Annotated in this window: 23 protein-coding genes; 14 read left to right on the top strand and 9 right to left on the bottom strand. The window is 61.7% G+C overall.

The window, feature by feature from the left end; translation table 11 throughout:
* The first annotated feature begins 15 nt into the window (after positions 1-15).
* Positions 16-450: a MarR family transcriptional regulator gene (locus AO356_RS04055; protein WP_003199001.1), complete on the top strand. Its 435-nt coding sequence runs from the start codon at positions 16-18 to the stop codon at positions 448-450.
* A 119-nt stretch (positions 451-569) separates the two neighbouring features.
* Entirely contained in the window at positions 570-2,534 is a 1,965-nt protein-coding gene (locus AO356_RS04050) for a FimV/HubP family polar landmark protein (protein WP_060738680.1), read from the top strand.
* A gap of 126 nt (positions 2,535-2,660) precedes the next feature.
* On the opposite strand, the gene AO356_RS04045 is transcribed toward AO356_RS04050, so the two are convergent.
* The gene (locus tag AO356_RS04045) at positions 2,661-4,862 is read right to left on the bottom strand and encodes a patatin-like phospholipase family protein (RefSeq protein ID WP_060738679.1); all 2,202 of its coding nucleotides are present in this window, start codon (positions 4,860-4,862) and stop codon (positions 2,661-2,663) included.
* 71 nt (positions 4,863-4,933) lie between these two features.
* Here AO356_RS04045 and AO356_RS04040 point away from each other — a divergent pair, with 71 nt between their 5' ends.
* Complete coding sequence (locus AO356_RS04040; protein WP_060738678.1) at positions 4,934-5,221, top strand: SelT/SelW/SelH family protein; 288 nt, start codon at positions 4,934-4,936, stop codon at positions 5,219-5,221.
* Here the strand turns inward: AO356_RS04040 and AO356_RS04035 are convergent.
* Together AO356_RS04035 and AO356_RS04030 are read right to left on the bottom strand one after the other, a co-directional pair.
* On the bottom strand, positions 5,215-6,105 hold the full coding sequence (locus AO356_RS04035; RefSeq protein WP_060738677.1) for a DMT family transporter: 891 nt from the start codon (positions 6,103-6,105) through the stop codon (positions 5,215-5,217). The two genes, AO356_RS04040 and AO356_RS04035, sit on opposite strands and share 7 nt — an antisense overlap.
* A 228-nt stretch (positions 6,106-6,333) precedes the next feature.
* Entirely contained in the window at positions 6,334-7,083 is a 750-nt protein-coding gene (locus AO356_RS04030) for a helix-turn-helix transcriptional regulator (RefSeq protein ID WP_060738676.1), read from the bottom strand.
* Positions 7,084-7,218: 135 nt separating this feature from the next.
* Here AO356_RS04030 and AO356_RS04025 point away from each other — a divergent pair, with 135 nt between their 5' ends.
* On the top strand, positions 7,219-8,037 hold the full coding sequence (locus AO356_RS04025) for a UDP-2,3-diacylglucosamine diphosphatase (RefSeq protein ID WP_060738675.1): 819 nt from the start codon (positions 7,219-7,221) through the stop codon (positions 8,035-8,037).
* Between the two features lie 147 nt (positions 8,038-8,184).
* Here AO356_RS04025 and AO356_RS04020 read toward each other — a convergent pair whose 3' ends face one another.
* A complete protein-coding gene (locus tag AO356_RS04020) occupies positions 8,185-8,772 on the bottom strand; it encodes an HD domain-containing protein (RefSeq protein WP_060738674.1) in 588 nt (195 codons plus the stop codon).
* Between the two features lie 12 nt (positions 8,773-8,784).
* Positions 8,785-9,096 (bottom strand): DUF962 domain-containing protein, encoded by a 312-nt coding sequence (locus AO356_RS04015; RefSeq protein ID WP_060738673.1) that lies wholly within the window; start codon positions 9,094-9,096, stop codon positions 8,785-8,787.
* Between the two features lie 139 nt (positions 9,097-9,235).
* Between AO356_RS04015 and AO356_RS04010 the strand changes: the two genes are divergently transcribed.
* Positions 9,236-10,297 (top strand): AraC family transcriptional regulator, encoded by a 1,062-nt coding sequence (locus AO356_RS04010; RefSeq protein WP_081015311.1) that lies wholly within the window; start codon positions 9,236-9,238, stop codon positions 10,295-10,297.
* Here AO356_RS04010 and AO356_RS04005 read toward each other — a convergent pair.
* Positions 10,254-11,708, bottom strand: coding sequence for a TrkH family potassium uptake protein (locus AO356_RS04005; RefSeq protein WP_060738671.1), 1,455 nt, complete (start codon positions 11,706-11,708; stop codon positions 10,254-10,256). The genes AO356_RS04010 and AO356_RS04005 overlap by 44 nt on opposite strands.
* A gap of 119 nt (positions 11,709-11,827) precedes the next feature.
* On the opposite strand from AO356_RS04005, the gene AO356_RS04000 reads away from it, so the two are divergent.
* A complete protein-coding gene (locus AO356_RS04000; protein ID WP_060738670.1) occupies positions 11,828-12,391 on the top strand; it encodes an NAD(P)H nitroreductase in 564 nt (187 codons plus the stop codon).
* Positions 12,392-12,586: 195 nt separating this feature from the next.
* On the opposite strand, the gene AO356_RS03995 is transcribed toward AO356_RS04000, so the two are convergent.
* The 3 genes from AO356_RS03995 to phhA all read right to left on the bottom strand — a co-directional run bounded on the left by AO356_RS03995 (position 12,587) and on the right by phhA (position 15,021).
* Positions 12,587-13,780: an amino acid aminotransferase gene (locus tag AO356_RS03995; RefSeq protein WP_060738669.1), complete on the bottom strand. Its 1,194-nt coding sequence runs from the start codon at positions 13,778-13,780 to the stop codon at positions 12,587-12,589.
* Positions 13,780-14,136 carry a 4a-hydroxytetrahydrobiopterin dehydratase gene (locus AO356_RS03990; RefSeq protein ID WP_003184087.1) on the bottom strand — a complete coding sequence of 119 codons (357 nt, stop codon included), beginning with the start codon at positions 14,134-14,136 and terminating at the stop codon, positions 13,780-13,782. Before AO356_RS03990 ends, AO356_RS03995 begins: the two co-directional genes overlap by 1 nt.
* 99 nt (positions 14,137-14,235) lie before the next feature.
* Positions 14,236-15,021 (bottom strand): phenylalanine 4-monooxygenase, encoded by a 786-nt coding sequence (gene phhA, locus AO356_RS03985; RefSeq protein ID WP_060738668.1) that lies wholly within the window; start codon positions 15,019-15,021, stop codon positions 14,236-14,238.
* Positions 15,022-15,371: 350 nt separating this feature from the next.
* On the opposite strand from phhA, the gene AO356_RS03980 reads away from it, so the two are divergent.
* The 8 genes from AO356_RS03980 (at position 15,372) to AO356_RS03945 (ending at position 25,547) form a co-directional block, all read left to right on the top strand.
* Positions 15,372-16,931: a sigma-54-dependent transcriptional regulator gene (locus AO356_RS03980; protein ID WP_060738667.1), complete on the top strand. Its 1,560-nt coding sequence runs from the start codon at positions 15,372-15,374 to the stop codon at positions 16,929-16,931.
* Between the two features lie 179 nt (positions 16,932-17,110).
* Positions 17,111-18,229 (top strand): dTDP-4-amino-4,6-dideoxy-D-glucose aminotransferase VioA, encoded by a 1,119-nt coding sequence (gene vioA, locus AO356_RS03975; protein ID WP_060738666.1) that lies wholly within the window; start codon positions 17,111-17,113, stop codon positions 18,227-18,229.
* Entirely contained in the window at positions 18,226-18,984 is a 759-nt protein-coding gene (locus tag AO356_RS03970) for a WbqC family protein (RefSeq protein WP_060738665.1), read from the top strand. Before vioA ends, AO356_RS03970 begins: the two co-directional genes overlap by 4 nt.
* On the top strand, positions 18,971-19,957 hold the full coding sequence (locus AO356_RS03965; protein WP_203225776.1) for a hypothetical protein: 987 nt from the start codon (positions 18,971-18,973) through the stop codon (positions 19,955-19,957). Before AO356_RS03970 ends, AO356_RS03965 begins: the two co-directional genes overlap by 14 nt.
* Complete coding sequence (locus tag AO356_RS03960; protein WP_060738663.1) at positions 19,954-20,511, top strand: GNAT family N-acetyltransferase; 558 nt, start codon at positions 19,954-19,956, stop codon at positions 20,509-20,511. The genes AO356_RS03965 and AO356_RS03960 overlap by 4 nt, the downstream gene beginning before the upstream one ends.
* Positions 20,508-21,287: a phytanoyl-CoA dioxygenase family protein gene (locus AO356_RS03955; RefSeq protein ID WP_060743068.1), complete on the top strand. Its 780-nt coding sequence runs from the start codon at positions 20,508-20,510 to the stop codon at positions 21,285-21,287. Before AO356_RS03960 ends, AO356_RS03955 begins: the two co-directional genes overlap by 4 nt.
* Before the next feature lie 4 nt (positions 21,288-21,291).
* Positions 21,292-22,044 (top strand): class I SAM-dependent methyltransferase, encoded by a 753-nt coding sequence (locus tag AO356_RS03950; protein ID WP_060738662.1) that lies wholly within the window; start codon positions 21,292-21,294, stop codon positions 22,042-22,044.
* The gene (locus AO356_RS03945) at positions 22,041-25,547 is read left to right on the top strand and encodes a glycosyltransferase family 2 protein (protein WP_060738661.1); all 3,507 of its coding nucleotides are present in this window, start codon (positions 22,041-22,043) and stop codon (positions 25,545-25,547) included. Before AO356_RS03950 ends, AO356_RS03945 begins: the two co-directional genes overlap by 4 nt.
* Positions 25,548-25,615: the final 68 nt, after the last annotated feature.

Below are 25,615 nucleotides of genomic sequence, written 5' to 3'. Positions count from 1 at the left end.
TCTGATGAGTTTTTTATGCCGTTAACCGATCAACACCGTTTTGGCATGCAGTTGGCGCAAATGTCTCGAGGCTGGCGCGCCGAACTGGACCGCCGCCTGGCCGGGCTGGGCCTGTCCCAGGCGCGCTGGCTGGTGCTGCTGCACCTGGCCCGTTTCGAACAGGCGCCGACCCAGCGTGAACTGGCCCAGAGTGTCGCCGTCGAAGGCCCGACCCTGGCCCGGTTGCTCGACAGCCTGGAGACCCAGGGGCTGGTGCAGCGCCAGGCTGTGGCCGAAGACCGTCGGGCCAAGAAAATCGTGCTCTGCGCACCGGCCCTGCCGTTGATCGAACAGATCGAAACCATTGCCACGCAATTGCGCCGGGAGCTCTTCGAAGGTGTCGACGAGGCGGACATGCGCGTGTGCATGCGGGTTCACGGCACGATCCTGGCTAACCTGGAAAAATCCTGAGGCAGATCCCTGGCGTCAGGCTTTTGAGATTCGCCGGTTAGCGAACTATAACCAGTACTAGGCGTTCCTATTGGGAGCGTTTACGCCGCGGTTGGTTCTGGTAATCGAAAGGGATGCCCATGCTTGAAAGTTTGCAGTCCACGTTGCGCAGTTGGGTCAACGTGTCGATCGTCGTGGGTGCCTTGGGGTTTCCGGCCTTGGCGTCCGCGCTGGGCCTTGGCGAGATCACGCTCCATTCCGCCCTGAACCAGCCGTTGCGCGCCGATATCGCCCTGGTCGATGTGGCCGGGATCGGTGAAGGGGATCTGTCGGCCAGCCTGGCGAGCCCGGACGACTTCAGTCGTGCGGGTGTGGAGCGGGTGTTCTTTCTCAGCAACCTGCGCTTTACGCCGGTATGGCGGGGTGAGCGCAGCTTCATTCGGGTGACGTCCAGCAAGCCGGTGGAAGAGCCCTTTCTCAATTTCCTGGTGCAGCTCAATCAGCCCAATGGGCGCCTGCTGCGCGAATACACTGTGCTGATCGACCCACCGGGCTCACCGGGTATCGTGCCGGCCCGTGACGAACCGTCCACGGCCCCGCAGCCTGCGACGCCGAGCCAGGCCACTCCGGCCATCAAGCCGCCCCCGGCGGTACAGGGCAAGCGTTACACGGTCGTGCAGGGAGACAACCCCTGGGTGATTGCCCAGCGCCTGCATGACGCCGGCAGCAACGCGTCGGTCAATGAGTTGATGCAAGGGATCCAGGCCCTGAATCCCGGCAGCGACCGGCTCTCCATCGGCCAGCGCCTGTTATTGCCCGACTCGGCCGTGCTGCCGACAGCGGCTGCATCCACCGCTGGCCAGGCCGCCGCGACCGATGAGCAGTTGGCCGCCAGCGTGCTGCAGAGCCAGGAGCAACAGAAGACCATCGAGGCTCTGCAGGCGCGGCTCCAGGCCCAGGACGAAGAAATCGCCGGCCAGCGCAAGCAGATCAGCGAATTGCAGACCCGGCTGGCCGAGACTCCAGCCCCCGTTGCGTCGGCGCAACCGCAACCGGCGCAGCCTGCATCGGAGCCGGCACCGGACGTCTCCCCCGTGACCGAACCGGTTGCAGAGCCAGAGAGCATCAATTGGACATGGGTGGCGGGATTGGTGGCCCTGTTGGGGTTGCTCGCATTGTTACTGTTCATTCGGCGTCGCCAGCAGCAGGACGAGTTGGAGCCGATGACCGAGCGCCCCGAGCCGATGCTGGAGGCGGGTGACGAAACCTTCGCATCAATCCCCGAGACGGAGCCGTCCGAGGCCGCGAACTCGTTCAACAACGGTGATGCGCCCCAGGGGGATGTGCTGGAGGGCGTCGGGATCTACCTGACCTACGGCCGTTTCACCGAGGCCGCCGGGCTGTTGCGCGCGGCATTGCTGGCCGAACCGGAGCGCACCGACCTGGGCCTCAAGTTGTTGGAGGTATTGGGCAAGCAGGGCGATGTCATCGGTTTCCAGGCCCAGGAACATCATCTGCTGGCACAAGGCGTCGATGCCGGAACGCTGGAGGATATCCGCGGGCGCTATCCCAAGGTTGCCTTGATCACCGCACCGATAGTGGAACAGGCGCAACCCCAGGTACCGGTTCTTGCGCCTGAACGTGAACAGGCACCCAGTGACGAGTTCGAATTGGACCTGGACGCACTGTCCATGGACACCAGCTGGGACCTGGCGGATGACCAGGGCACCCTCGCTGAAGAAAAACCAGCGACGCCACTGGCCGACAACCGTGTCGAGGGCTTGTCGCTTTCAGGTTTCGACGAACCGGAGTTGCAATGGGAAGCCCCCCTGGAAACCGAGTCGCTGGACGATGATTTCCTCGATGGCTTTGCCGATGAAGAGCAGGCGCTGGAATTTGAGCCGCTGGCCCTTGAACCTGTTTCCCTGGACACCCTGTCCCTCGAACCCCAGGTTCCGGAACATTCGGTCAAGCTGGAACAGGCACAGAACTGCATCGACGATGGCGACCTGAAGACCGCCGTCACTCTGCTTGAAGAGCTGCTCGAAGAGGGGGACGAACCCCTCAAGCACACCGCCCGGGTGCTGCTGGCGGGGATTCGCTAAGCGCCATCGAGGTTGTAGCGGCTGGCCTTATCGCGAGCAAGCTCGCTCCCACAGGAATCTGCGCCTCCTTGCTCGCGATGACGGCCTGTCAGGTTATCAATCCAGCCCGGGCAAACACCCAGCCCCTCAAAACGTCTGCCCCAGGTTCAGGTACACCGCCTGTTCATCGTCGTCGTTGAAGCCATAGCTGAAGTTCAATGGCCCCAACGGTGTATCGAAACCGAGGAAAATGCTGGCGGCGTTGATGTAGCCACTGTCGAATTCATTATCGTTGTTCCAGGCCCGGCCGCGTTCCAACGAGCCGCCGATGTACAACGGGAAATCCAATGGCAGGTAGGCCCGCGGTGTGAGGCGGCGGTAATACACGGCACGCATCAGGCTCATGTTCTGTCCGGACACCCCATCTTCGCGAAAGCCGGACAATTGCCGCGCGCCACCGAGCACAAAGCTGGAGGTCACGACCTCCGCGGTGTCCAGAGTGCGGCCGTAGCGCCCGCCCAGGATGAAGGTGTCCGGGCCGCTGCTAAGCGCCTTGTCCAGTTTGAATTCCCACTGGCGGTAGCGCTGGTCGGAGCCCAGCCCCGGTTCGTATTGGCGCCAGCTCAGGCCGATGTCTTCCCCTTCATGGGGGAAATACACGCTGTCGAGGGAATCGAATGAATACTTGAGTTCGTAGAAACCTTCGTTGAAATTCTCGCTGGGCTGGTCGTGGTCGCCGATGCGCACATCCGCCTTGCCCCAGGCCTGGCCGACACCGAAGCGGATTTCGCCGCTGTTGCCGATCTGGCGGCCCACGTTGAGCCCGAAGCCGTAACGTTCGACGCGATACTGGGCCACCGGATCGTTGTCCAGGATGGACTCCACATTGCGCGATTCGAATTGCCCATAGGGGGCAATGAAGTAGCGCGAGCCGACGTCCAATGGCTGGTAGAACTCGCTGTACAACTCCTGCTTGTCGCCGATCTGCGCCCGGGTCAGCCACTCGGCGCCCAGGCGATTGATGCCGTTGACCCGATAGCTGGCCCCCAGGTTGAAAGCGCTGTCGCCGCGCATATCGTCCGACAGGCTCAGCCCCAGCCGCAGGTAGTCGGTGCCGGTGCGTCGGCCCCGGGCGCTGATCACCAAGGTGTGGTCCGGGCCCTTGTGGACCACGCGGTATTGCACCTGTTCGAAGTAGTCCAGGCCGTACAGCGTGCCCATGTCGGTCTGCAGGCGGCCCAGGTCCAGCGGCTCACCGATCTGCTGGCGAATGTAGTAGCGAATCACGTCATCGCCGACTTTCGAGTCGTTCTCTACGCGAATGGCGGTGATGACCGGTGTGCGTTCGCTGGGGGCGCGGGCGGCCATGAGTTCGGCGTCGGGGGCCTCGGAAGGACGTAGAGGGGCCAGGCGTGACTCGAGTATCCGGGTGGCGCGATAGCCGGCGTCGATCATGTCCTGGGCCCGGCCGAAGTCGGTGGAGCCGAAGCTCGCCAGAGCCGGCTGGATCAATACGTCGCTTTTTTTCAGGGTGGCCAGTTGTTCTTCAGAGTTGCGCCGGGTCATCAGGGTGGTCGACTGGTTCAACACATCCACCACCGTGACCAGTTGCTTGCGGGTGCGCAGCGGGGTGCCGATGTCGACCACGATGGCCACGTCCACGCCCATGTCCCGGGCCACATCCAGCGGGATATTGTCGGCCATGCCGCCGTCCACCAGCAGCCGGCCGTCCAGCTCCACCGGGGCGAACACCGCTGGGATCGACATGCTGGCGCGAATGACCTTGGGCAGGTGGCCTTTGCGGAACACGACTTTTTCGCCTGTGGCGATGTCGGTGGCGACGGCGCGAAACGGGATCGGCAGTTTGTCGAAGTCCCGCGTGTCGCTGGCGTGGGCCAGCAGGCTTTCGAGCAGCAGGGCCAGGTTCTGGCCCTGGATGACCCCCAAGGGCAGGCCGAGGCTGCCATCGTCGCGAAAGCTCAGTTTCTGTTTCACCAGGAAGTCGCGGTCATCCTGCTTGCGCCGGAACGGCACGTCCTTGCGTGGCGGCGCATCGGACAAGGCCTGTTGCCAGTCGATGCCCAGGGCGAGTTTTTCCAGCTCGTCGATCTTGTAACCCGAGGCATACAGCCCGCCGATCACTGCGCCCATACTGGTGCCGGCAATGGCATCGATCTTGATGCCTTGCTCCTCCAGGGCCTTGAGCACGCCGATGTGGGCCAGGCCCCGCGCCGCGCCGCCGGACAGCACCAGGCCGATTTTCGGGCGTGGCGTTTCGACGGCGGGCTGGTTGGCATGGCCGGACAGGGGCAACAGCAGCAGAAGCAGGAGGGGGAGCAGGCGGCGCATCGTCTATCTCGGGGCGGGCGATCAAAGGCAGGTATTATAACGACGCCTTCGAACCCAGGAGTTCACCCGCAATGACCGAACACAAGCCCGAAGTTGTCATCACCTATTGCACCCAGTGCCAATGGCTGCTGCGCGCCGCCTGGCTGGCCCAGGAACTGCTCAGTACCTTCGGCGACGACCTGGGCAAAGTGTCCCTGGTGCCGGGCACCGGCGGTGTGTTCCACATCAGTTGCGACGGTGCGCAAATCTGGGAGCGTAAGGCCGATGGCGGTTTTCCCGAGGCCAAGGTCCTCAAGCAGCGGGTCCGCGACCGGATCGATCCGGAGCGGGACCTGGGCCACAACGACCGGGTTCAGTGAGACGCGGCTTGGGCGCCCACCTCCGGTTTCTTCGAACCGCCCAGCTGGCTCGAGATCACGATGGCCGCGATGATCACCACGCCGCCCACCAGCATCCGCAGCGTCGGGCGTTCGTCGAACAGCCACCAGGCCATGGCGATGCCGTAGACCGGTTCCATGGCGAAGACCACCGCCGCCGTACGGGCCTTGATCACCGCCAGGCTGGCGACGAACAGGCTGTGGGCCAGGCCGGTGCAGAACACGCCGAGCAAGCCGATCCACAACCAGTCGAGGGGGCGAACGTCGCTCAATTGTGGCGCGGCCATTGGCAACAGGCACAACCCGACCACCACGTTCTGGCACAGCGCGGCCTGCACGGGCGGTACATGCGCGGAGCCGGCACGGTTGGTCAATGACAACAGTGAAAACAACAGCCCCGAAGCCACGGCCCAGAGCAGGCCGGTGGTGGCACCGCTGGCCAGGTCGAAGTTCGGGGTGACCAACACCAGGCCGACGCTCACCAGCACCACCAGCCAGATTTCATTGGCGCGAATCCGCTCACGGAAGATCAGCCCCTCGAGCAATACCGTGAAGGCCGGGAAACTGGCGAAGCCCAACGTGGCGATCGCCACGCCGGCCACCTTCACGGCGATGAAGAAACTCACCCAGTGCCCGGCCAGCAACAGGCCGCCCAGCAGCAATCGCCGGCCATCCTGTGCCCGCAGTTTCTGCCAGCGACTGCTGCTGGCGAACCGGGCGAACACCGCCAGGGCCAGCACGGCGAAGACGGCGCGACCGAACACGATAACCGCAGGCGAAGCCGCGGCGAGTTTGCCGAAGACACCGGTCAGGCCAAACATGAGTGCACCAATGTGCAGGGCGCCGAGGGCGGTACGGGGCGTCATTTCAATCCTTTCGACAGACAGTGGGGCAACTGGCGAGTGTCTTCTGTGGGAGCGAGCTTGCTCGCGAAAGCGGTGATTCAGGCAATGCAGATATTGACTGACAGATAGCAATCGTCGGATTGCCGCCCGGAGCAAGCTCCCACAGGACCGCCGCGTCACGGATGTCAGTATTTAAGCGTGGGTGAGGCGGCTATGTCTGTCGCGATCCTAGCGATTTTTAGCGCGCCTCTAGCGCTGACGCCGCAGCTTGCCCGGCGAGGCGCCGAATTCCCGCAGCACCGCTGCGGCGAAAGCGCTCTGGGAGCTGTAGCCGACCCGGTGGGCGATCTCGCCGATGGGCAGGTCCGACTCGCGCAACAACGCCACGGCCTGGTGCAAGCGGCGGCTGCGGATGTACTCCATTGGGGTTTGTCCGCACTCGGCGATGAAGCGCGCATGCAGGCGGGCGCTGGAAAGGCCGGCGACCCGCGCCAGGTCCGCCACTTGCAGCGGGTAGGCGGCGTTCTGGTCGATGTGGGCGTTGAGTGCGGCGTAGGGCAGGCGCCGGCCACCGAGGGGGCGCTGGCGAACGTCATTGAGAGTCGCCAGTAGCAGCACCGCGCCTTGCTGGGCGATCACCGGGTCGTCCACCCGGCTGCCTGCCAGCCAACTGACCAACTGGCTTTGTCCCGGGTCCAGGGGCAGGCGAGCGGTGGCATCGAGCAAGCGGCGGCTGGCGTCGGCGTGATCCCCCAGGCATTGCCCGACCCAATCGTCACTGGGCACATCCAGCACCAGGCAGCGACTGCCCTGGGGACTGCCGCAGGCATGATGGGCACCGGCGGGTACTACCACGAAACTCTGTTGCACCACCTGGCTGCCACGCCCTTCGACCTCGAAATCCAGCGCGCCGGACAACCCGAACACCAGTTGCGCGTGGTCGTGGCTGTGGACAATCAAATCGTGGCTGTAATGGCGTAGCGTGAGGATCGGTCTCATCGCGGTCTCCCGTCTCAGGCCGCCAGCATACACCGAGGGCGCACCGCCCCGCGCTGTCATGTAATGGACTTGTGTTTGTCATGGGCCATTAACCGCTGGCGTGCACAGTGGCGAAAACGATCAGAGGGTTGCCCAATGACCAGCGCCGAGCTCGCCAAACCCAGCCGCAAGCAGCGTGTTCGCACCCTGTGGATTTCCGATGTGCACTTGGGCACCCGGGATTGCCAGGCCGAGCACTTGTCGCAGTTTCTCAAGGGCTACCACGCCGACAAGATCTACCTGGTGGGTGACATCATCGATGGTTGGAAACTGCGCGGTGGCATGTATTGGCCCCAGGCCCACACCAACGTCATTCGTCGCTTGCTGACCATGAGCAAGCGCGGCACCGAAGTGATCTACGTCACCGGCAACCATGACGAATTCCTGCGGCGCTATTCGAAGCTGATCCTGGGCAATATCCAGTTGGTGGACGAAGCGGTGCACGTCACCGCCGATGGTCGGCACTTGTTGGTGATCCATGGCGACCAGTTCGATGTCATCACCCGTTACCACCGTTGGCTGGCGTTCCTTGGGGATTCGGCCTACGAGTTCACCCTCACGCTGAACCGCTGGCTCAACCATTGGCGAGCGCGTTATGGCTACGGCTACTGGTCGTTGTCGGCGTACCTCAAGCACAAGGTCAAGACCGCCGTCAGCTTCATCAGCGATTTCGAAGAAGCCATCGCCCACGAGTGTGTGAAGCGCGAACTGCATGGCGTGGTCTGTGGACATATCCACCACGCCGAGATGCGCATGGTGGGCGAGGTGGAATACCTCAATTGTGGCGATTGGGTCGAATCCTGCACGGCGCTGATCGAGCATTGGGACGGGTCGATCGAGCTGTATCGGCTGGCGGAAGCCCAGGCGCGGGAGGCGCTGCTCAAGGCTGAGTTGAAAGTGGCCGAGCCGGTTTAGACCGGTCTGATGCTTTCGCAAGCAAACATATAACCCCCTGTGGCGAGGGAGCTTGCTCCCGCTGGGCTGCGCAGCAGCCCCCAAAAACAGGGCGGCTTCGCCACCCAGCGGGAGCAAGCTCCCTCGCCACGGGTTTTGCTGTGTCTGTCAGGCCGGTATGTCAGCCATCGCCGCCTTGTAGATCGATTGCTTCGGCGTGGCAAAGACCCTTTCCAGCATCGGCTCGAAGAAACTCAACGGCAGGGTGTCGTATTCGGCATCGAATGCCGCCGCGTCGTACTTCGCACAGAACTCAATGGTCGCCTGGTATTGCGGATGGCCACTGAATTGCTCGCGCAGGTGCCGGTCCATGCCCAGGTGATGGAAGAAATAATAGCCCTGGAAAATCCCGTGCTTCTCCACCATCCACAGGTTTTCGGCGCTGACGAAGGGCTTGAGGATCGCCGCGGCGATGTCCGGGTGGTTGTATGAACCCAAGGTGTCGCCGATGTCGTGGAGCAGGGCGCAGACCACGTATTCCTCGTCCCGCCCGTCCCGGTAGGCACGGGTGGCGGTTTGCAGGGAATGAGTCAGGCGATCCACCGGGAACCCGCCGAAATCGCCGTCCAGCAGCTTCAAGTGGGCCAGGATCCGGCCCGGCAATTGCCGCGCGTAGGCGCTGAAGTCGGCCGCGATGATCGCCCAGTCTTGTCGGGTGCCTTCTTTCATGTGGGTAAAACGTGCGTGGTTGCTCATCGGCAGTCCTTGTTAGAACGCGACCTTGCCCAGCAGCATGTCGCGGTACATGACGAAATCGCCGAGCAGGCTGTAGAGCGGATGCTGGAAGGTGGCGGGACGGTTCTTTTCGAAGAAGAAGTGCCCGACCCAGGCGAAGCCGTAGCCGGCCACGGGCAGGGCGAGCCACAGCCACCCGTTACCCACGACCAGAGCGAGGGCGAACACCAGGATAACCAGGGAGGTGCCGATGAAATGCAGTCGCCGGCAGTTGCTGTTGCTGTGTTCGCTGAGGTAATACGGGTAGAACTCGGCGAAGCTATTGAATCGTTTAGCGTTTCCCACGACGGCTGGCTCTGTGGTTATTGTTCCGGTACTTGAAGTCTAGAACCATCAATCGCTACGGCCAGTGACAATCAGCGCCACTTTAGTATCCTTCGCAAATCCAGCCGTACCCTGCGGCTCGTCATGCAAGTAAAACGTCATGAGCGAACGAACCACTTCTTCAAGCTGGGCGATGGGGATTGTCAAGGCGTTGGAAATGGACGGCCTGAATTGTCGGATGCTGTTCAAGCAACTGGGGCTGGACTTCGATGCGCTGGACGATCCGGATGCGCGTTTCCCCCAGGACTCGATGACCCGGCTCTGGCAACGGGCGGTGGAGTTGTCGGGTAACCCGGCCATTGGCTTGAACATGGGCAAGGTGGTGCGCCCGGCCTCGTTCCATGTGGTTGGCTACGCCTTGATGTCCAGTCGCACCCTGGTGGAGGGTTTCCAGCGGTTGGTGCGTTACCAGCGGATCATTGCCGAAAGCGCCGATTTGAGTTTTCGCCAGTTGGAAGAGGGCTACGGGCTGATCCTGACGGTGCATGGCGACCATCTGCCCCCGACCCGTCAAAGTGCTGAAGCGTCCCTGGCGTGTGCGCTGGCCCTGTGCAGTTGGTTGACCGGGCGCACCCTGCACCCGGTGAAGGTGTTGCTCCAGGGCGCGGAACCGTTGGACCTGGCGCCTTATCACCGAGCCTTCCCCGCGCCACTGGTGTTTGGCGCGCCTTATGACGCGCTGATCTTTGAGCGGGCCGACATGGAGGCGCCGCTGCCGACGGCCAACGAAGCCATGGCACAGCTTCACGACCGGTTTGCCGGGGAGTACCTCGCGCGTTTTTCGGAAAGCCGCGTGACCCACAAGGCGCGACAAGTATTGTGTCGGCTGTTGCCCCAGGGGGAACCCAAGCGAGACGTGGTGGCGCAGACGTTGCACCTGTCGCAGCGCACCTTGCAGCGGCGCTTGCAGGAAGAGGGCACCAGTTTCCAGAACCTGCTCGAAGACACCCGTCGTGAACTGGCCGAGCAGTACCTGGCGCAGCCAGGCATGACGCTGCTGGAAATCGCCTATCTGCTGGGGTTCGCCGACCCGAGCAATTTTTTCCGGGCCTTTCGCCGCTGGTTCGACACCACGCCCGGCGAATACCGGGCGCGACTGGCAAGCCAGCCTGAACCGGTCAGTGGCGCCAGAACGCCGGGATACACAGCACGAACACCGTGATGATCTCCAGCCGGCCCAGCAGCATGCCCCCGGACAGAATCCACTTGGCCGCGTCCGGCAGCGGTGCGAAGTTGCCGGCTGGCCCGATGGTTTCCCCCAGTCCCGGGCCGACACCGGACACGGTACTGGCCGCGCCGGTCAGGGCCGTCATCCACTCCACGCCCAGCAGCGACAGCAGCAGGGCGATCACGCAAATGGTGATGGCGAAGAAGAACGAGAACGTGAGGATCGAGCGGACGATTTCTTCGTCGAGGCGATGACCGTTGTACTTCTGCTTGATCACCGCACGGGGGTGGATCAGTTGGTTGAGGTTGGCCCGAAGCAGGATGTAGGCGACCTGGAAGCGGAAAATCTTGATCCCGCCAGCCGTCGAGCCTGAACAGCCGCCGACGAACCCCAGGTAGAAGAACAGCATCAACGAGAAATTGCCCCACAGGCTGTAGTCGCCCAGGGCGAAGCCGGTGGTAGTGACGATGGACGTCACGTTCAGCGCCACGTGCCGCAGCGCGTCCAGCCAATGCAGGTCGGTGGTCGCCCAATACCAGGTGCCGAGTACCAGCCAGGTCACCAGCAGCACGCCGATGAGCCCTTGGACCTGCTGGTCCTTGATCAGCGCCCGGCGATTGCCGCGCAGCGTCGAGACATACAGGGCAAACGGCAGGCTGCCGAGGATCATGATGACGATGGCGACCCAGTGCACCGCCGGCTGGGTCCATTTGGCCAGGGACAGGTCCGAGGTGGAGAACCCGCCGGTGGAGATCGCCGACATCGAATGGTTGATGGCATCGAACAGGCTCATCCCGGCCCACCAGAGCGCCAGGGTGCCGAGGATGGTGATGCCCACGTAGGACGCCACGATCAGCCGCGCCACCATATGGGACCGGGGCATGACTTTTTCCGAGCGGTCCGATGACTCGGTCTGGAACAGCCGCATGCCACCGATGCGCAGCAGCGGCAGGATCGCCACTGCCATGCCGATGAAGCCGATACCACCGAGCCAGTGCAGCAGCGAGCGCCACATCAGGATGCCCGGGGACATGGTGTCCAGGCCGCTCAGGACGGTGGCGCCGGTGGCGGTGATGCCCGACATGCTTTCGAAGAACGAATCCGTATAGCTGATGTGCTGGGTCAGCAGGAAGGGCAGGGCGGCGAAGATACACACCACCAGCCAACTGCTGACGGTCAGCAGGTACATGTCCCGCGGACGCAGGTGGATGTGTTCCGGGCGCCCGGGAAGCACCAGTGCCAGGCCGGCGACGAAGGTAATCATGCTCGACCAGAGGAACGACGGCAGGTCGCGGGTGCGCTCGAAGACCAACAGGGTGGCCATGGGCACGACCATGAAGATCGCCAGGGTGATCAGGAAGATGCCGATGATGAAACCAATGATCCGCAGGGTCGGCAACGCCATGAAGTCCGCTCAGGCTGTAAAGGGAAGGGCGCCATTCTACCCGCGACAAGCGGCATGTAAACCGGCAGCCGGCGGCGCTTCCCGCTAGAATAGCCAAACATTTTTTCAGGAGGTGGCCGATGCAGGCTCTCGACGCTTTGCTCAATCGTGTTTCTGTCCCGCGCCTGGTGGAGCCGGCACCCACGCCGGAACAGCGCGAACTCATGTTCGCCGCGGCCATGCGGGCGCCGGATCACGGCCAGTTGCGGCCTTGGCGCTTTCTGACGGTCGAGGGACAGGCGCGGCATCGCATGGGCGAACTGCTGGCCGAAGCGGCGAAATTCAATGACCCGCTCGCCCCTGAAGCCGTCGTGGAAAAAGCCCTCAACGGCCCATTGCGCGCGCCGCTGGTCGTGGTGGTGATTGCCCGTCTGCAGGACCATTTCAAAATCCCGAAATCCGAGCAACTGCTGGCGGCCGGCTGTGCGGCCCATGGCATCTTGCTGGCCGCGTATGCCCAAGGGGTGGGTGGGGTGTGGCGTACCGGTGAACTGGCGTATTCGCCGCATGTGGCCAGGGGGCTTGGCCTTGAAGAGGGGGAAGAGGTGATCGGTTTCCTCTACCTGGGCACACCGCAGAAAGAAGCGCGCACCGCGCCGCAGGAAGATCTCGGGCAGTTTGTCCAGGAGTGGACGGGCTCGTAACGCCTCAAGGGCGGCGGATGACTTCGGGTGTGTTTGATCCACTGTGGCGAGGGAGCTTGCTCCCGCTGGGCGGCGAAGCCACCCCAAGTGCCTGGTTAGAGGCCGCCTGACACTCCGAGGTGCCAGGTTTCAGGGCTGCTGCGCAGCCCAGCGGGAGCAAGCTCCCTCGCCACAGGGGAAGTGCCCGGCCTTGGGTTACTTGCAAGCGTCGGCAATCGCCTCGGCCAGCAGGTCCAGGCGCGTGGCGTCGATGCCGGCCACGTTGGCCCGGCCGGTGCCGACCATGTAGACACTGTGGCGCTCGCGCAGGTGCTTGACCTGCTCCGGCGTCAGGCCAGTGTAGGAAAACATCCCGCGTTGCACGCCGATATGGGCAAAGCGCTCGCGCAAGCCATGGGATTCGAGGGCTTCCAGCAAACCGCTGCGCAATTGCGCGATGCGCAGGCGCATGGCCTGGACTTCATCGGCCCACAGGCTTTTGAGTTCCGGGTCGCCGAGGATGGTCGCCACGACGGCCGCGCCATGGTCCGGCGGTGTCGACCAGAGGTTGCGGGCGATGTTTGCCAGTTGGCTGCGGACGTCCACCAGCTTCTCGCCATCCTGGGCGCAGACGATCAACGCACCGGTGCGGTCGCGGTAAAGGCCGAAGTTCTTCGAACAGGAACTGGTGACCAGCACTTCCGGCAGGGCCTGGGCAAACAACCGCACCGCCCAGGCGTCCTGCTCCAAGCCATCGCCGAAGCCCTGGTAGGCAAAGTCGATCAGCGGTAGCAGGTCGCGGCTGCGCACCACCTCCAGCACCTGGCGCCATTGCTCATGGGACAGGTCGAACCCGGTGGGGTTGTGGCAGCAGGCGTGCAGTAGCACCACATCGCCTTTGGGCGCCTGGTTCAAGGTCGCCAGCATCGCCTCGAAATCCAGGCGATTATCAGCGCCCACGTAGGGGTAATGACTGGCCTTGACCCCGGCCACGGCGAAAATGGTTTCGTGGATCGGCCAGGTCGGGTTGCTCAGCCATACGCCACGGCCCGGCAGGCACTGGGCGATGAAGTCGGCGCTCAGGCGCAGGGCACCGGTACCGCCCGGTGTCTGGGTGGCGCCCGCGCGTTTTTCGCTGATCAGCGGCGAGTCGGCGCCCAGCACCAGCTCATTGATCAGTTGGCCGAACGCGGCGTCACCATGACCGCCTATGTAGGTCTTGGTGGTCTGGCGTTCCACCAGTCGCTGCTCGGCCCGTTTCACCGACTCAAGAATCGGTGTCAGGCCCTGGGCGTCCTTGTAGACACCCACGCCCAGGTCGAACTTGCTCGGGTTGCTGTCCGCCCCGTAGGCCTCCATCAGGCCGAGGATCGGGTCGCCGGGTACCCGGCCGATGGCATCGAAATGCATTACTTGCGGCCCTCGGCGGTCTTGGCCACGTCATCGGTGCGGGCGGCCATGATGAAGTCGTTGCGGTGCAGGCCCTTGATGGAGTGGCTCCACCAGGTCACGGTGACTTTGCCCCATTCGGTGAGCAGGCCGGGGTGGTGGCCTTCGGCTTCGGAGATCTCGCCGACGGCGTTGGTGAACGCCAGGGCGTGCTTGAAGTTCTTGAACAGGAAAACTTTTTCCAGCTGCATGACGCCGTCGCGCACTTCGATGTTCCAGTCGGGGATCTGCTTGATCAGCACCGGCAGTTCTTCGTCGCTGACTTGCGGGGCATCGGCGCGGCAGGCTTCGCAATGGGCTTGGTTCAGAGTGTTCATGGTGTGTTCCTGGATCGAATATTTGGAAAGCGTCGATGCACCCACGCTAAAGCAAAGCAGCGTCGTGCAACAGACTCAATTGGGATTAAAAGAGGCGGTTCACGCCGCTTTTGGTGGGAATTTCGGGGCATGCAAGCCCAGCTCCCGACCGCGCTTGACCATGCCCATGATGTCTTCGTGAGCCAGGTCGAACAGACGCTTGAGTTCGGGCAGCACGAAATACACCGGTTGCAGGATGTCGATGCGATACGGCGTGCGCATGGCTTCCAACGGATCGAAGGCCTGGTGTTCCGGCTCGTCAGACAGGCAGTACACGGTTTCCTTGGGCGAAGACAGGATGCCGCCGCCGTAGATGCGCCGGCCCTGCGGGGTCTGCACCAGGCCGAACTCGATGGTCATCCAGTACAGGCGCGCCAGGTAAACCCGTTCTTCCTTGGACGCCTGCAGGCCGAGTTTGCCGTAGGTGTGGGTAAATTCCGCGAACCAAGGGTTGGTCAGCAGCGGGCAGTGGCCGAAGATCTCGTGGAAAATGTCCGGTTCCTGCAGGTAATCCAACTCTTCCCGGGTGCGAATAAAGGTCGCCACAGGAAACTGTTTGCTGGCGAGCAATTCGAAGAAGGTCTGGAAGGGAATCAGTGCTGGCACCCGGGCGACTTGCCAGCCCGTGGTCTGGCCCAGCACCTTGTTGATTTCGTCCAGTTGCGGGATACGGTCGTGGGGCAGGCCCAGCTTGTCGATGCCATCCAGGTATTCCTGGCACGCACGGCCTTCGATGACTTTCAGCTGGCGGGTGATCAGCGTGTTCCACACCGCGTGTTCTTCAGCGGTGTAGTGGATAAAACCTTGCGCATCGGGCTCGCGGGCCACGTACTGCGTCTGCTTCATGCTGCTCTCCTGCTGATTTCCCTCAGGGGGATGATGTGTTTGTTGTTATGTCCAGCGATGCAATAGAGATAGCGCGAAGCAGGGATACGTGCAGTAGGGGTGAGCCAGCTAGCGGGGCCAAGAATGGCTCACTTCGTAAACTTATCGTTACACAATTGCCTATACTTCGGCAGTATCAGGATTTTTGAGTGGGAAACGGCCTACAGCTGTCACATAATCTTGACAACTATTTGTGTGCCTAGACAAAAAGCCCTACGCAAAACCCCGTGGCGAGGGAGCAAGCTCCCTCGCCACAGGTGGGTGTCGGGGCTTGAATGGCGCGTCTCTCTCATCCAAATCCGGGCCTTTCCATGCGCATCAAAGTCCATTGCCAGAACCGCATCGGCATCCTGCGGGACATCCTCAACTTGTTGGTGGAATACGGCATCAACGTCGCCCGAGGGGAGGTCGGTGGTGAGCATGGCAACGCGATCTACCTGCACTGCCCAAACCTGATCAACATCCAGTTCCAGGCACTGCGTCCGAAATTCGAAGGCATCGCCGGGGTGTTTGGCGTCAAGCGCGTAGGACTGATGCCCAGTGAGCGTCGGCACATGGAACTCAACGCCTTGCTCGGCGCCTTGGAGTTTCCGGTGCTGTCCATCGATATGGGGGGCTCCATCGTCGCGGCCAACCGGGCGGCGGCGCAGTTGCTCGGGGTGCGTGTCGACGAGGTGCCGGGCATCCCCCTGTCCCGTTACGCCGAGGATTTCGACTTGCCGGAACTGGTGCGCGCCAACCAATCGCGTATCAACGGCCTGCGGGTCAAGGTCAAGGGCGATGTGTTCCTGGCGGACATCGCGCCACTGCAATCGGAACACGACGACAGCGAAGCCATGGCCGGTGCGGTGCTGACGCTGCACCGGGCCGACCGGGTGGGCGAGCGGATCTATAACGTGCGCAAGCAGGAGTTGCGCGGCTTCGACAGTATTTTCCAGAGTTCGAAAGTGATGGCGGCGGTGGTCCGTGAGGCCCGGCGCATGGCCCCGCTGGACGCGCCGCTATTGATAGAAGGCGAAACCGGCACTGGCAAGGAACTGCTGGCGCGCGCTTGTCACCTGGCGAGCCCGCGCGGGCAATCGCCCTTGATGGCACTCAACTGCGCCGGGCTGCCCGAGTCCATGGCCGAGACCGAACTGTTCGGCTACGGGCCGGGGGCCTTCGAGGGCGCCCGGGCCGAAGGCAAGCTCGGTCTGCTGGAACTGACCGCGGGGGGAACGCTGTTTCTCGACGGGGTCGGGGAGATGAGCCCGCGCCTGCAAGTGAAATTGCTGCGCTTCCTGCAGGACGGTTGCTTCCGCCGTGTCGGCAGCGATGAAGAGGTGTACCTGGACGTCAGGGTGATCTGCGCGACACAGGTCGACTTGTCCGAACTCTGTGCCCGGGGCGAATTCCGTCAGGATTTGTACCACCGCTTGAACGTGCTTTCCTTGCACATCCCACCCCTGCGCGAATGCCTCGATGGCCTGGAGCCGCTGGTGGAACATTTCCTCGACCAGGCCAGCCGCCAGATCGGTTGTGCACTGCCCAAGCTGGCCCCGGCGGCAATGGACCGCCTCAGTCACTACCACTGGCCGGGCAATGTCCGACAGCTGGAAAACGTGCTGTTCCAGGCCGTTTCCCTGTGTGACGGCGGGAAGGTGAAGGCCGAGCATATCCGTCTGCCGGACTACGGCGTGCGTCAGCCCCTTGGCGATTTTTCCCTTGAAGGTGGGTTGGACGAGATCGTTGGGCGTTTCGAGAAAGCCGTGCTGGAGCGCCTGTATTCCGAGCACCCGAGCAGCCGGCAATTGGGCAAGCGGTTGGGGGTTTCCCATACGACCATCGCTAATAAATTGCGTGAGTATGAGGTCGGCAAAGACGCACCGTAAGGCAACCGATTATCGGGGTCACCGGGAGTTGGCCGATTTTTTGCTGGGGTACCTCCACATCAAGAGTCAGCTGTCGGTTTCATGGCGTTGCAGCCCGCCGATATAGACCGCGATGCAACGCCGCGTCAGAGGAGCTCCCGAGCCGTGTGCCATTTTTCAGTCACCCGAGTAGTGTACCCATGGCCGATTCCATTACCGTTACCAGCCCGCTGCTACCTCCTCTGGAAGAGTTCACGCCTTACCTGCAGCGAATCTGGGACAGTAAGCGCCTGACCAATGGCGGACCCTTCCACCAACAACTGGAACAGGAGTTGGCCGAATACCTCGGGGTCGAGCATCTGTCGCTGTTTTCCAACGGTACCCTGGCTTTGGTGACCGCGCTCCAGGCCTTGCGCATTACGGGTGAAGTCATCACGACGCCTTATTCGTTCGTGGCCACCTCCCACTCGCTGCTGTGGAACAACCTCAAGCCAGTGTTCGTGGACATCGACCCAGTGACCAAGAACCTCGATCCACGGCGTATCGCCGAGGCCATCACTCCGGCGACATCGGCGATTCTTCCGGTCCATTGCTATGGCATTCCCTGTGATGTCGAGGGCATCCAGGCCGTCGCCGATACCTACGGACTCAAGGTTATCTATGACGCCGCACATGCCTTCGGGGTCCGGCATAACGGCGCAAGCGTTCTCAACAACGGCGACCTGTCGATCCTCAGCTTCCACGCCACTAAGGTCTTCAATACATTTGAAGGCGGCGCCATCATCTGCCGTGACGAAAAAATCAAGCAGCGTATCGATTACCTGAAGAATTTCGGTTTCGCCGATGAAGTCACGGTCATGGCTCCCGGTATCAACGGGAAGATGAACGAACTGCAGGCGGCGTTCGGAGTGCTGCAGTTACGCTACATCGATGAGGCCCTGAATCGTCGGCAAAAGGTGTTTGAGTATTATCGGAGCGCCCTGGAGGGCATTCCCGGTATCAGCCTGCTGGAGCAACCGCAGGGGCTGGACTGGAATTTCGCTTATTGTCCGATCCTGGTCGATGGTGAGCGGTTCGGGGTGAGTCGGGATGAGCTGTACGACCGCTATCGCGCCGAAAACATTCTCGTGCGCCGGTATTTCTACCCGCTGATATGCGAGTTTCCAATGTATCGCGGTCTTCCCAGTTCGGACCTCTCCCAATTGGGCAATGCCTACAACGTGTCCCGCCAGGTACTTTGCCTGCCGATCTATCCGGATCTCGATCCGCAGACCCAGGCGCGAATCATCGAGGTACTGCTCAGGGCCCGGGTGGCATGAGCCAGGCCAATACCTCGAAGAAGTGCGGCCCTGCAGCTGACGAGCAGTACCGGGTTGCGCTCATGCAACCTTATTTCCTGCCATACCTGGGTTATTTCCAGCTGATCGCCGCTGTCGACTGTTTTGTCATCTACGACAATGTGCAGTTCATCAAGAACGGCTGGATCGAACGCAACCGTTATCTGCTGGAGCAGGAGCCGAAGTGGTTCCGTGTACCACTGAGCAAGGGCAGTCACACTCAGCAGATCATGGAAAAACGTATTGCCGAGACGTTCGATCCTGGCGATATCCTCAACAAGCTGAGTTTCGCCTATCGTCGCGCGCCCCACGCTCCGTACCTGCTGGCGTGGCTGGAAGCGCTGCTGGTCGAACCGGCTTCGAGCATTGCCGAGCTCAACGAACGAATCCTGCGAGCCTGCTGCGCGCTGATAGGGTTGCAAACACCGATCATGCGCTCCAGCGATCTGTCGATTTGCGCGGACAGCAAAGCCCAGGATCGGGTACTCGAAGTGGTCCAGGCCTGCGCCGGCACTCACTACCTCAATCCTGTCAATGGCGGTCACCTCTACCAGGCCGAGGTATTCCAACAGGTTGGTATTACCCTTGAGTTGCTCAAGGCGACCTTGCCCGACTACCGGCAGGGAGGGCGTGAACAACCCTTCGTGCCCGGCCTGTCGATTCTCGACGTCTTGATGTACAACGACGCGCAGACCGTAGGGGCCTGGGCCAAAGGTGGAGAAATTGTCCGTGCCTGAAGCCATCGGCGGTTATTTCGAACTGGAACTGCGTAAAGGACATAATCCTTACCCGCAGGCCGTTGCCTTCAACTCGGCCCGCTCGGCCTTCAAGGCTCTGGTAATGGCGCGCAGCCTGCGCCGGGTTCATTTGCCTTTTTACATCTGCGATGTCATGCAGGACGTGCTGCGCGGATCCGGCATCGAGGTGTTGCGCTATGCATTGACCGAACGGCTTGAGCTGCAGGACTTCCCAGCCCTGCAAGCCGATGAGGCACTGCTGTTCGTCGATTACTTTGGACTCAAGGCCGACTACATCGGCCAAGTACTCGCTGTTCGCTACGGCGAGCAATTGATCGTGGATAATTCCCAGGCGCTGTTTTCCCGGCCGCAGCCTGGGATTGCAACCCTGTATTCACCCCGTAAGTTCGTCGGCGTTGCCGATGGTGGCTGGCTGGTCAATGCGCCCGCTGATCTGCCGCAAGCGCCGACCAGTCGCTCGCAGGGGCGTTTTGCCGCGCTGCTGGGGCGTCTTGAAGACCCTCCACAACATCACTATGCAAGCTTCCAGGCATTGGAACAGGCATTGGAGAGCGATGGCATCAAGGCCATGGCCGCCAGTACCGCGCGCCTGCTCGACAGTATCGATTACCACGAAGTTGCCAGGCGCAGGATAGACAACCTGGCGCATTTGCGCGGGCGCCTGGACCACCTCAACCGCTTTGCCGTCTGGCCCGCGCAGCCCGTTGCCGCATTGTGTTACCCGCTGCTGGTCAAGTCCGCCGAGACGGCGCTCCGGCTACACGCTCAACTGCTGGACCAACACATCTATATACCCAGCTATTGGCGTGAAGTGCTGAGCAGCCCAACGGCGCCGCCCATAGAAAAGGATTGGGCACAGTGCTTGCTGCCGCTGCCGATCGACCAGCGATACAACGTCGATGACATGAATCGTCTCGCCGACGCCATCCTTCAGAACACGGGGAAATCATGAGCATTCTAGGTCAACGCATCCTGCTCAGGGCGCTGGAGCTCGAGGACTTGCCGCTGTTGCATCAGTGGTCCAACGACGAAGCCCTCTGGAGCCTGCTGGGTGGCTGGCATTTCCCCACATCGCGGGAAGCACAACGGGACTGGCTGCTGGGTCTCAAGAACGACTCGCTCAACCAGCGCTTCGGTATAGAGGTCCCGGGCCATGGCCTGATCGGTACGGCGAACCTGGTCAGTATCGACTGGAAAAACCGCACAGCCGAACACGGCATGATGATCGGTGATCCCTCCCTGCGCGGCCAAGGCCACGGCACCGACGTGATCGCCACGGTGATGCGCTATGCCTTCGACGAACTGGGTCTGAGTCGTCTCTCGACCACCATCATCGAGTACAACGCAGCGTCGCTGGCGACCTACACGCGCAAGACCCCTTGGGTCATCGAGGGCGTACAGCGCCAGTGGTACTACCGCAAGGGCCAGCGTTGGGATCGCATCATGCTTGGCGTGAGCGCCGAGGAGTATCGCGTATGGCAAGCTGCGCGGGGGGACAGCCTGTGAATCCGATCTTGCAGGAGCTGCAAGCGAACGGCTACGTCTGCCTGCCCTCGCTGATTACCGATCCGTTGCTCGACCAGCTGCGTGAAGACCTGGCGTGTGCCATAGACCGTTGCCGTCGGGTACAACTGGAGAACGGTATCACTCAGCGAACCGAGCAGACCGCGCACCATATACTTGCGCCAGACACCCGTTTCGTCGAATTGCTCGATCGATTCGCCGAATGGGGGATCGTCGACGTCCTGCGGCATATGCTGGGCGGTGCTGCGATTCTCAATTCGTTCGGCGGCCTGAACAACCTGAACAGCACTGATGCCTACGTGCGTAACGTGCACCGGGACGTGCGTTCCTGGTCAGCCGAGTCCATGCAGATGGCCCAGGCGCTGGTATTGCTCGACGACTTCACCATCGACAACGGCGCAACCCTGTTTCTGCCAGGCTCGCACTCCGCTCCTGAAAAACCCGACCCTCAGGTATTCGAGGCTCAGGCCCGCAAGGCCTTGGGCAGCGCCGGTTCGATTTACTTGTTCGACTCACGTATCTGGCATGCCGCCGGCGTCAATCGTACCGACCAGCCACGACGCTGCCTGACATTGACCTTCACGCGAAGCTATTTCAAACCGCAGTTCGATTATTGCCGAGCTTTGGGCGAAGACTTCTGCCGCTCGCAAACACCGAGCATGCAACAACTGCTGGGGTGGTATGCCCGTACTCCCTCGACCCTCCATGAGTGGTACCAACCTGAAGAACATCGTTTCTACAGGAAAAGCCAGGAATAACGCCATGTCCGTACGTGATTACAACAAAGAGTTTCAGGATAACGCTCATCGCAGCTACTTCTACGACTTCGATGCGCGCCTGCGACGCTACATGCTGGACAGCTTCGGCCCCTGGCTGGCGGAGGGACCGACCCTGGAAATGGGCTGCTTCGAGGGTGCTTTTACGACACTGTTCGCAGAGCGCTTTGCCGACCTGACGGTCATCGAGGCGGCCAGCGACCTGATTGACGTCACCCGGAAAAAGGTCGGCTCAGGCGTCAAGTTCGTCTGCAGTACCTTTGAAGAGGCCGAGCTGGAGCCGCGCTTCGATAACATTTTCCTGATCCACACCCTGGAGCACCTCGACGACCGCCAGGCGGTGCTCAAGCGCGTGCGGAACTGGCTCGCTCCCGGCGGTCGCCTGTTCATCGCCGTACCGAACGCCAATGCCCCTTCGCGGCAGATCGCCGTCAAGATGGGCTTGATCGAACACAACAGTGCCGTGACCGAAGGCGAGCGGCTGCATGGCCATCGGATCACCTACACCCTCGACACCCTCGATCACGAAGTACGCAGCGCCGGTTGGCAAGTGAGTCACCGTGGCGGGGTGTTCTTCAAGCCATTGGCCAACTTCCAGCTGGACAAGGCCCTGGAAACCCAATTGATCGATGACCGCTTCATGGATGCCTGCCATGCGCTGGGGATGGTCTATCCAGACCTGTGTGCCAGTGTCTTCGTCATTTGTGAGCAGCCCTCCAGCCCCAAGGCAACCATATGATCACCCCATCCGTGCATGGCAAGCCGCGTCACCCTTACTACATTGGTGCCCCTAACTATCGGGAGACCTCTTCGGGGGTATGCGTGCTGCACTACCTGTGCCACGTCCTGAACCTGTCCGGCTACGAGGCCTATGTCACCCCATGCCAGGTCAACCCGAAACTGCGCACGCCGATCCTGACCGATGAAGTGCGGCGGCACCATCGGTCAATCGGCTTGGCGCCGATTGCGGTCTATCCCGAAGTGATGGACGGCAACCCGGTTGGCGCTCCAATCGTGGCGCGTTATCTCCTCAATCGCGAAGGCTTTCTCACCGGCCGTGCGATCAGCGTGCAGAAGTCAGACCTGTTCTTTTATTACACCCAGGATTTTGGCGGCGACGGCCAGAGCAGCAACTTGCTCCTGTTGCCCGTCATCGACTCGGAGTTGTTTTCGCCGCCAACCGAGCCGGTGCAGCGTAGTGGCAACTACCTGTATCTGCACCGCTTCGACAAGACCAAGGTCGACTATTCGCTGCTGCCGGACGATATCGAAGTCCTGAGCATGGCCAACCCCAAGACCCTGGCCGAGCTGGCGCAGATTTTCCGAACCGCTTCAACGCTTTACAGTTACGAGATCTCAGCGACGTGCACCGAAGCCATGCTCTGTGGCTGCCCGGTTATCTACATGCCCGGCGGTCACGTCAAGACCCAGCCTTTCGTCGAGCAGTTTGGTGATGCGGGCTCGGCGCTCTATGGCGAGGTGGGCGGGCTGGAGCGCGCCCGCGCAACCGTGATGCAGGCGCGCAGGCGCTGGCTGGACCTTGAAAAGGCCTTTTGGCCTCAGTTGGAGCGTTTCATCGATATCACTCAGCAAGCTGCCATCCAGCATGCCATTGATGTCCGCGTACCTTCCGTCAAGGACTGGCTGCGCAACCGCGTACTGACGCCGATCCAGCAGCAACTTGTCGACAAGCGTCGTCAACAACTCAGCGGACAAACCAGCCTGACGCTGTTGGTGCGCGATCCCCTGGGCGATTTCAATGCCTTGAGCGATACCCTGGAAAGTCTTGCGTTGTGGCGATCACGCTCATCGATCAGCTTGCGCATGGTGGTCCTGAGCACCTCGCCATCGCCTGTCAATCTGCCCGAGAGCCTGTACTGGCTGACATGCGTCAACCCGGGGGCCTTCGAACTGAACGAGATTCTGCAGGCAGACGACAGCGACTGGATCATGCTGCTGACGGCTGGCGATGAGGTCCTGCCCGCCGGTACGTTGATGCTCGATCTGGAACTGCCGGGTGCCGATGGCTGCCGAATGATCTATTGCGATGGCATGTATCGCTCGGAGAATGGTGCTCAAGCGGTTTTTCGACCTGATATCAACCTCGACTACCTCTTGAGCCTGCCATTGGCCATGGCCAGCCATTGGCTGATCCGTCGCGGGCTGGCGCTGGAGGTTGGCGGTTACGACCCGCAAGTGCCCGCAGCACTTGAATTGGACTTGATCCTGCGACTGATCGAAAGCGGTAGCATGAACGGCATTGCCCACCTGAGCGAACCGCTTGTGGCAAGCAACACCCCCCACCTTGTCGATAACCCGGACGAGCGCCTTGCCCTGCAACGGCACCTGGACAATCGCGGCTACGCGAACGCCAGGGTCCTGCAGGAACCGACCCGCCATTACCACATCAAGTACGGTCATGATCAGCAGCCCTTGGTGTCGATCCTGATTCCTACCCGGGACCAGTTGCCACTCTTGCAGCGCTGCGTGGACAGCCTGTTGTCGAAGACCCGCTACCCCTATTTCGAGATCATTCTGATCGACAATGGCAGCGAGACCGAAGAGGCGCTCACCTGGCTGAGCGAGATGGAGTCGATTGGCGGTGACAAGATCCGTGTCATCCGCTTCTCCTCTGCGTTCAACTTCAGCGCTATGAACAATTTGGCGGTCAGCCGTGCGCGTGGCGAGTACCTGGTGTTGTTGAACAACGATACGGCAATCATTCGCGAAGATTGGTTGGACGAGTTGCTCAATCACGCCTTGCGCCCGGAAGTTGGGGTCGTCGGCGCCAAGCTGATTACTCCGGCGGGCACCGTGCAGCATGCAAGCCTGATCACTGGCCTGCGCGGCCCCGCCGGCAGCCCTTTCATCGATCAGGCTGCCAACGGCGGCGGTTACATGCAGCGCCTGTTGGTCGACCAGAACAGCAGTGCGGTCAGTGCGGCCTGCCTGATGATCCGCACAGCGATCTATCTGGAAGCCGGTGGTATGGATGACGCGCAGTTCCAGGTCACCTGCAACGATCTGGACCTGTGCCTGAAGGTGGCGAACCTTGGCTACCTGAATGTCTGGACACCCCATGCCGTGCTCTTGCATGAGGGTGAAGCGACCTGGTCAAGCGTCGGCAAGGACCCACTCAACCAGCAACGCTTCGCCATGGAACAAGAGCAGGCCTTGAGCAAATGGTTGGGCGTCTTGGCCAATGATCCCGCCTACAACAGCAACCTGTCGTTGCGCGGTTCCGGCTTCGAACTGGAAGCTATCAACGAGTTGACCTGGCGCCCGCTGTCCTGGCGACCGCTTCCGGTGGTGCTGGTACATCCTGCGAAGTCGGCAAAAGCCGCCAATCTACGAGTTGTCGAGCCGTTCACTGCTTTGCGTGACTGCGGCAAAATCGAAGGTTGCATCAGCAGTAGCCTGTTACCGGCAACGACGCTTGCGCGCTACAACCCCGATATCATTGTCTTCCAGCATCAGAACGACCCGCTGCGTCTGGAGCAGATGCAGCGCATCAATACCCTCTCAAAAGCCTTCAAGGTCCTTGAGTTGGATGCATTGACGCCAGCGATCCCTGGGTGGGCGACTTCACTGCAACAAGCGGCAAGCCTGGTCGACCGCATCATTGTGGCGACGCCTGCGATGGCTCAAGCCTGTGCCGGACTGCACCGCGATATTCGCGTCCTTGAAACGCGTCTGGATAGCAGATGGCGCAACCTCCCCAATGTGCGCCAGACGTTTGACATTCCTCGCATAGGCTGCGATATCGACCCGGCGCAGCCCTTCGTTCAGCCGTTGATCATCGAGCTGATGCAAGCGCTGGCCGGTCAGGTGGAGTGGGTACTGTGGGGTGATGTGCCAGCGTATCTGCGACCGCTCGCCAGCGAGGTTCATGATGACGTTCACGACAATCCCGATGTCATGGCAAGCCTCAATCTGGATATTGTCCTCGCGCCTCGGGGCTTCGGCCAGGCAGGCGAAGGCGCAAGTTCGCTGGATCATCTGCAGTATGGCGCTTGCGGCTACAGTGTGATCGGCAGCGATACCGCCGATTACCCGGGTGATCTCGACATCACGCGCGTGGCTGACAGCCGGGAACAATGGCTGGAGGCAATTCGTGATCACCTGGCTGATCGGCAAGCCTCACGGCGCCAAGCCGCGCGACTGCGCGAGCAAGTGCTGGACAACTGGGTCTTCGACGATGCCTATGCGGCGCAATGGATCAAGGGGTGGATGCCTGACTGACGCAGACCTCAGAGGCGGCAGGGGAGTGCACCCAGCCGCCCCCGGGGGGGCAAGGGCCGACACTTGCC

Source organism: Pseudomonas fluorescens (assembly GCF_001307275.1).
Taxonomy (GTDB): domain Bacteria; phylum Pseudomonadota; class Gammaproteobacteria; order Pseudomonadales; family Pseudomonadaceae; genus Aquipseudomonas; species Aquipseudomonas fluorescens_AA.
This window is presented reverse-complemented; position numbering and strand designations above follow the sequence as displayed.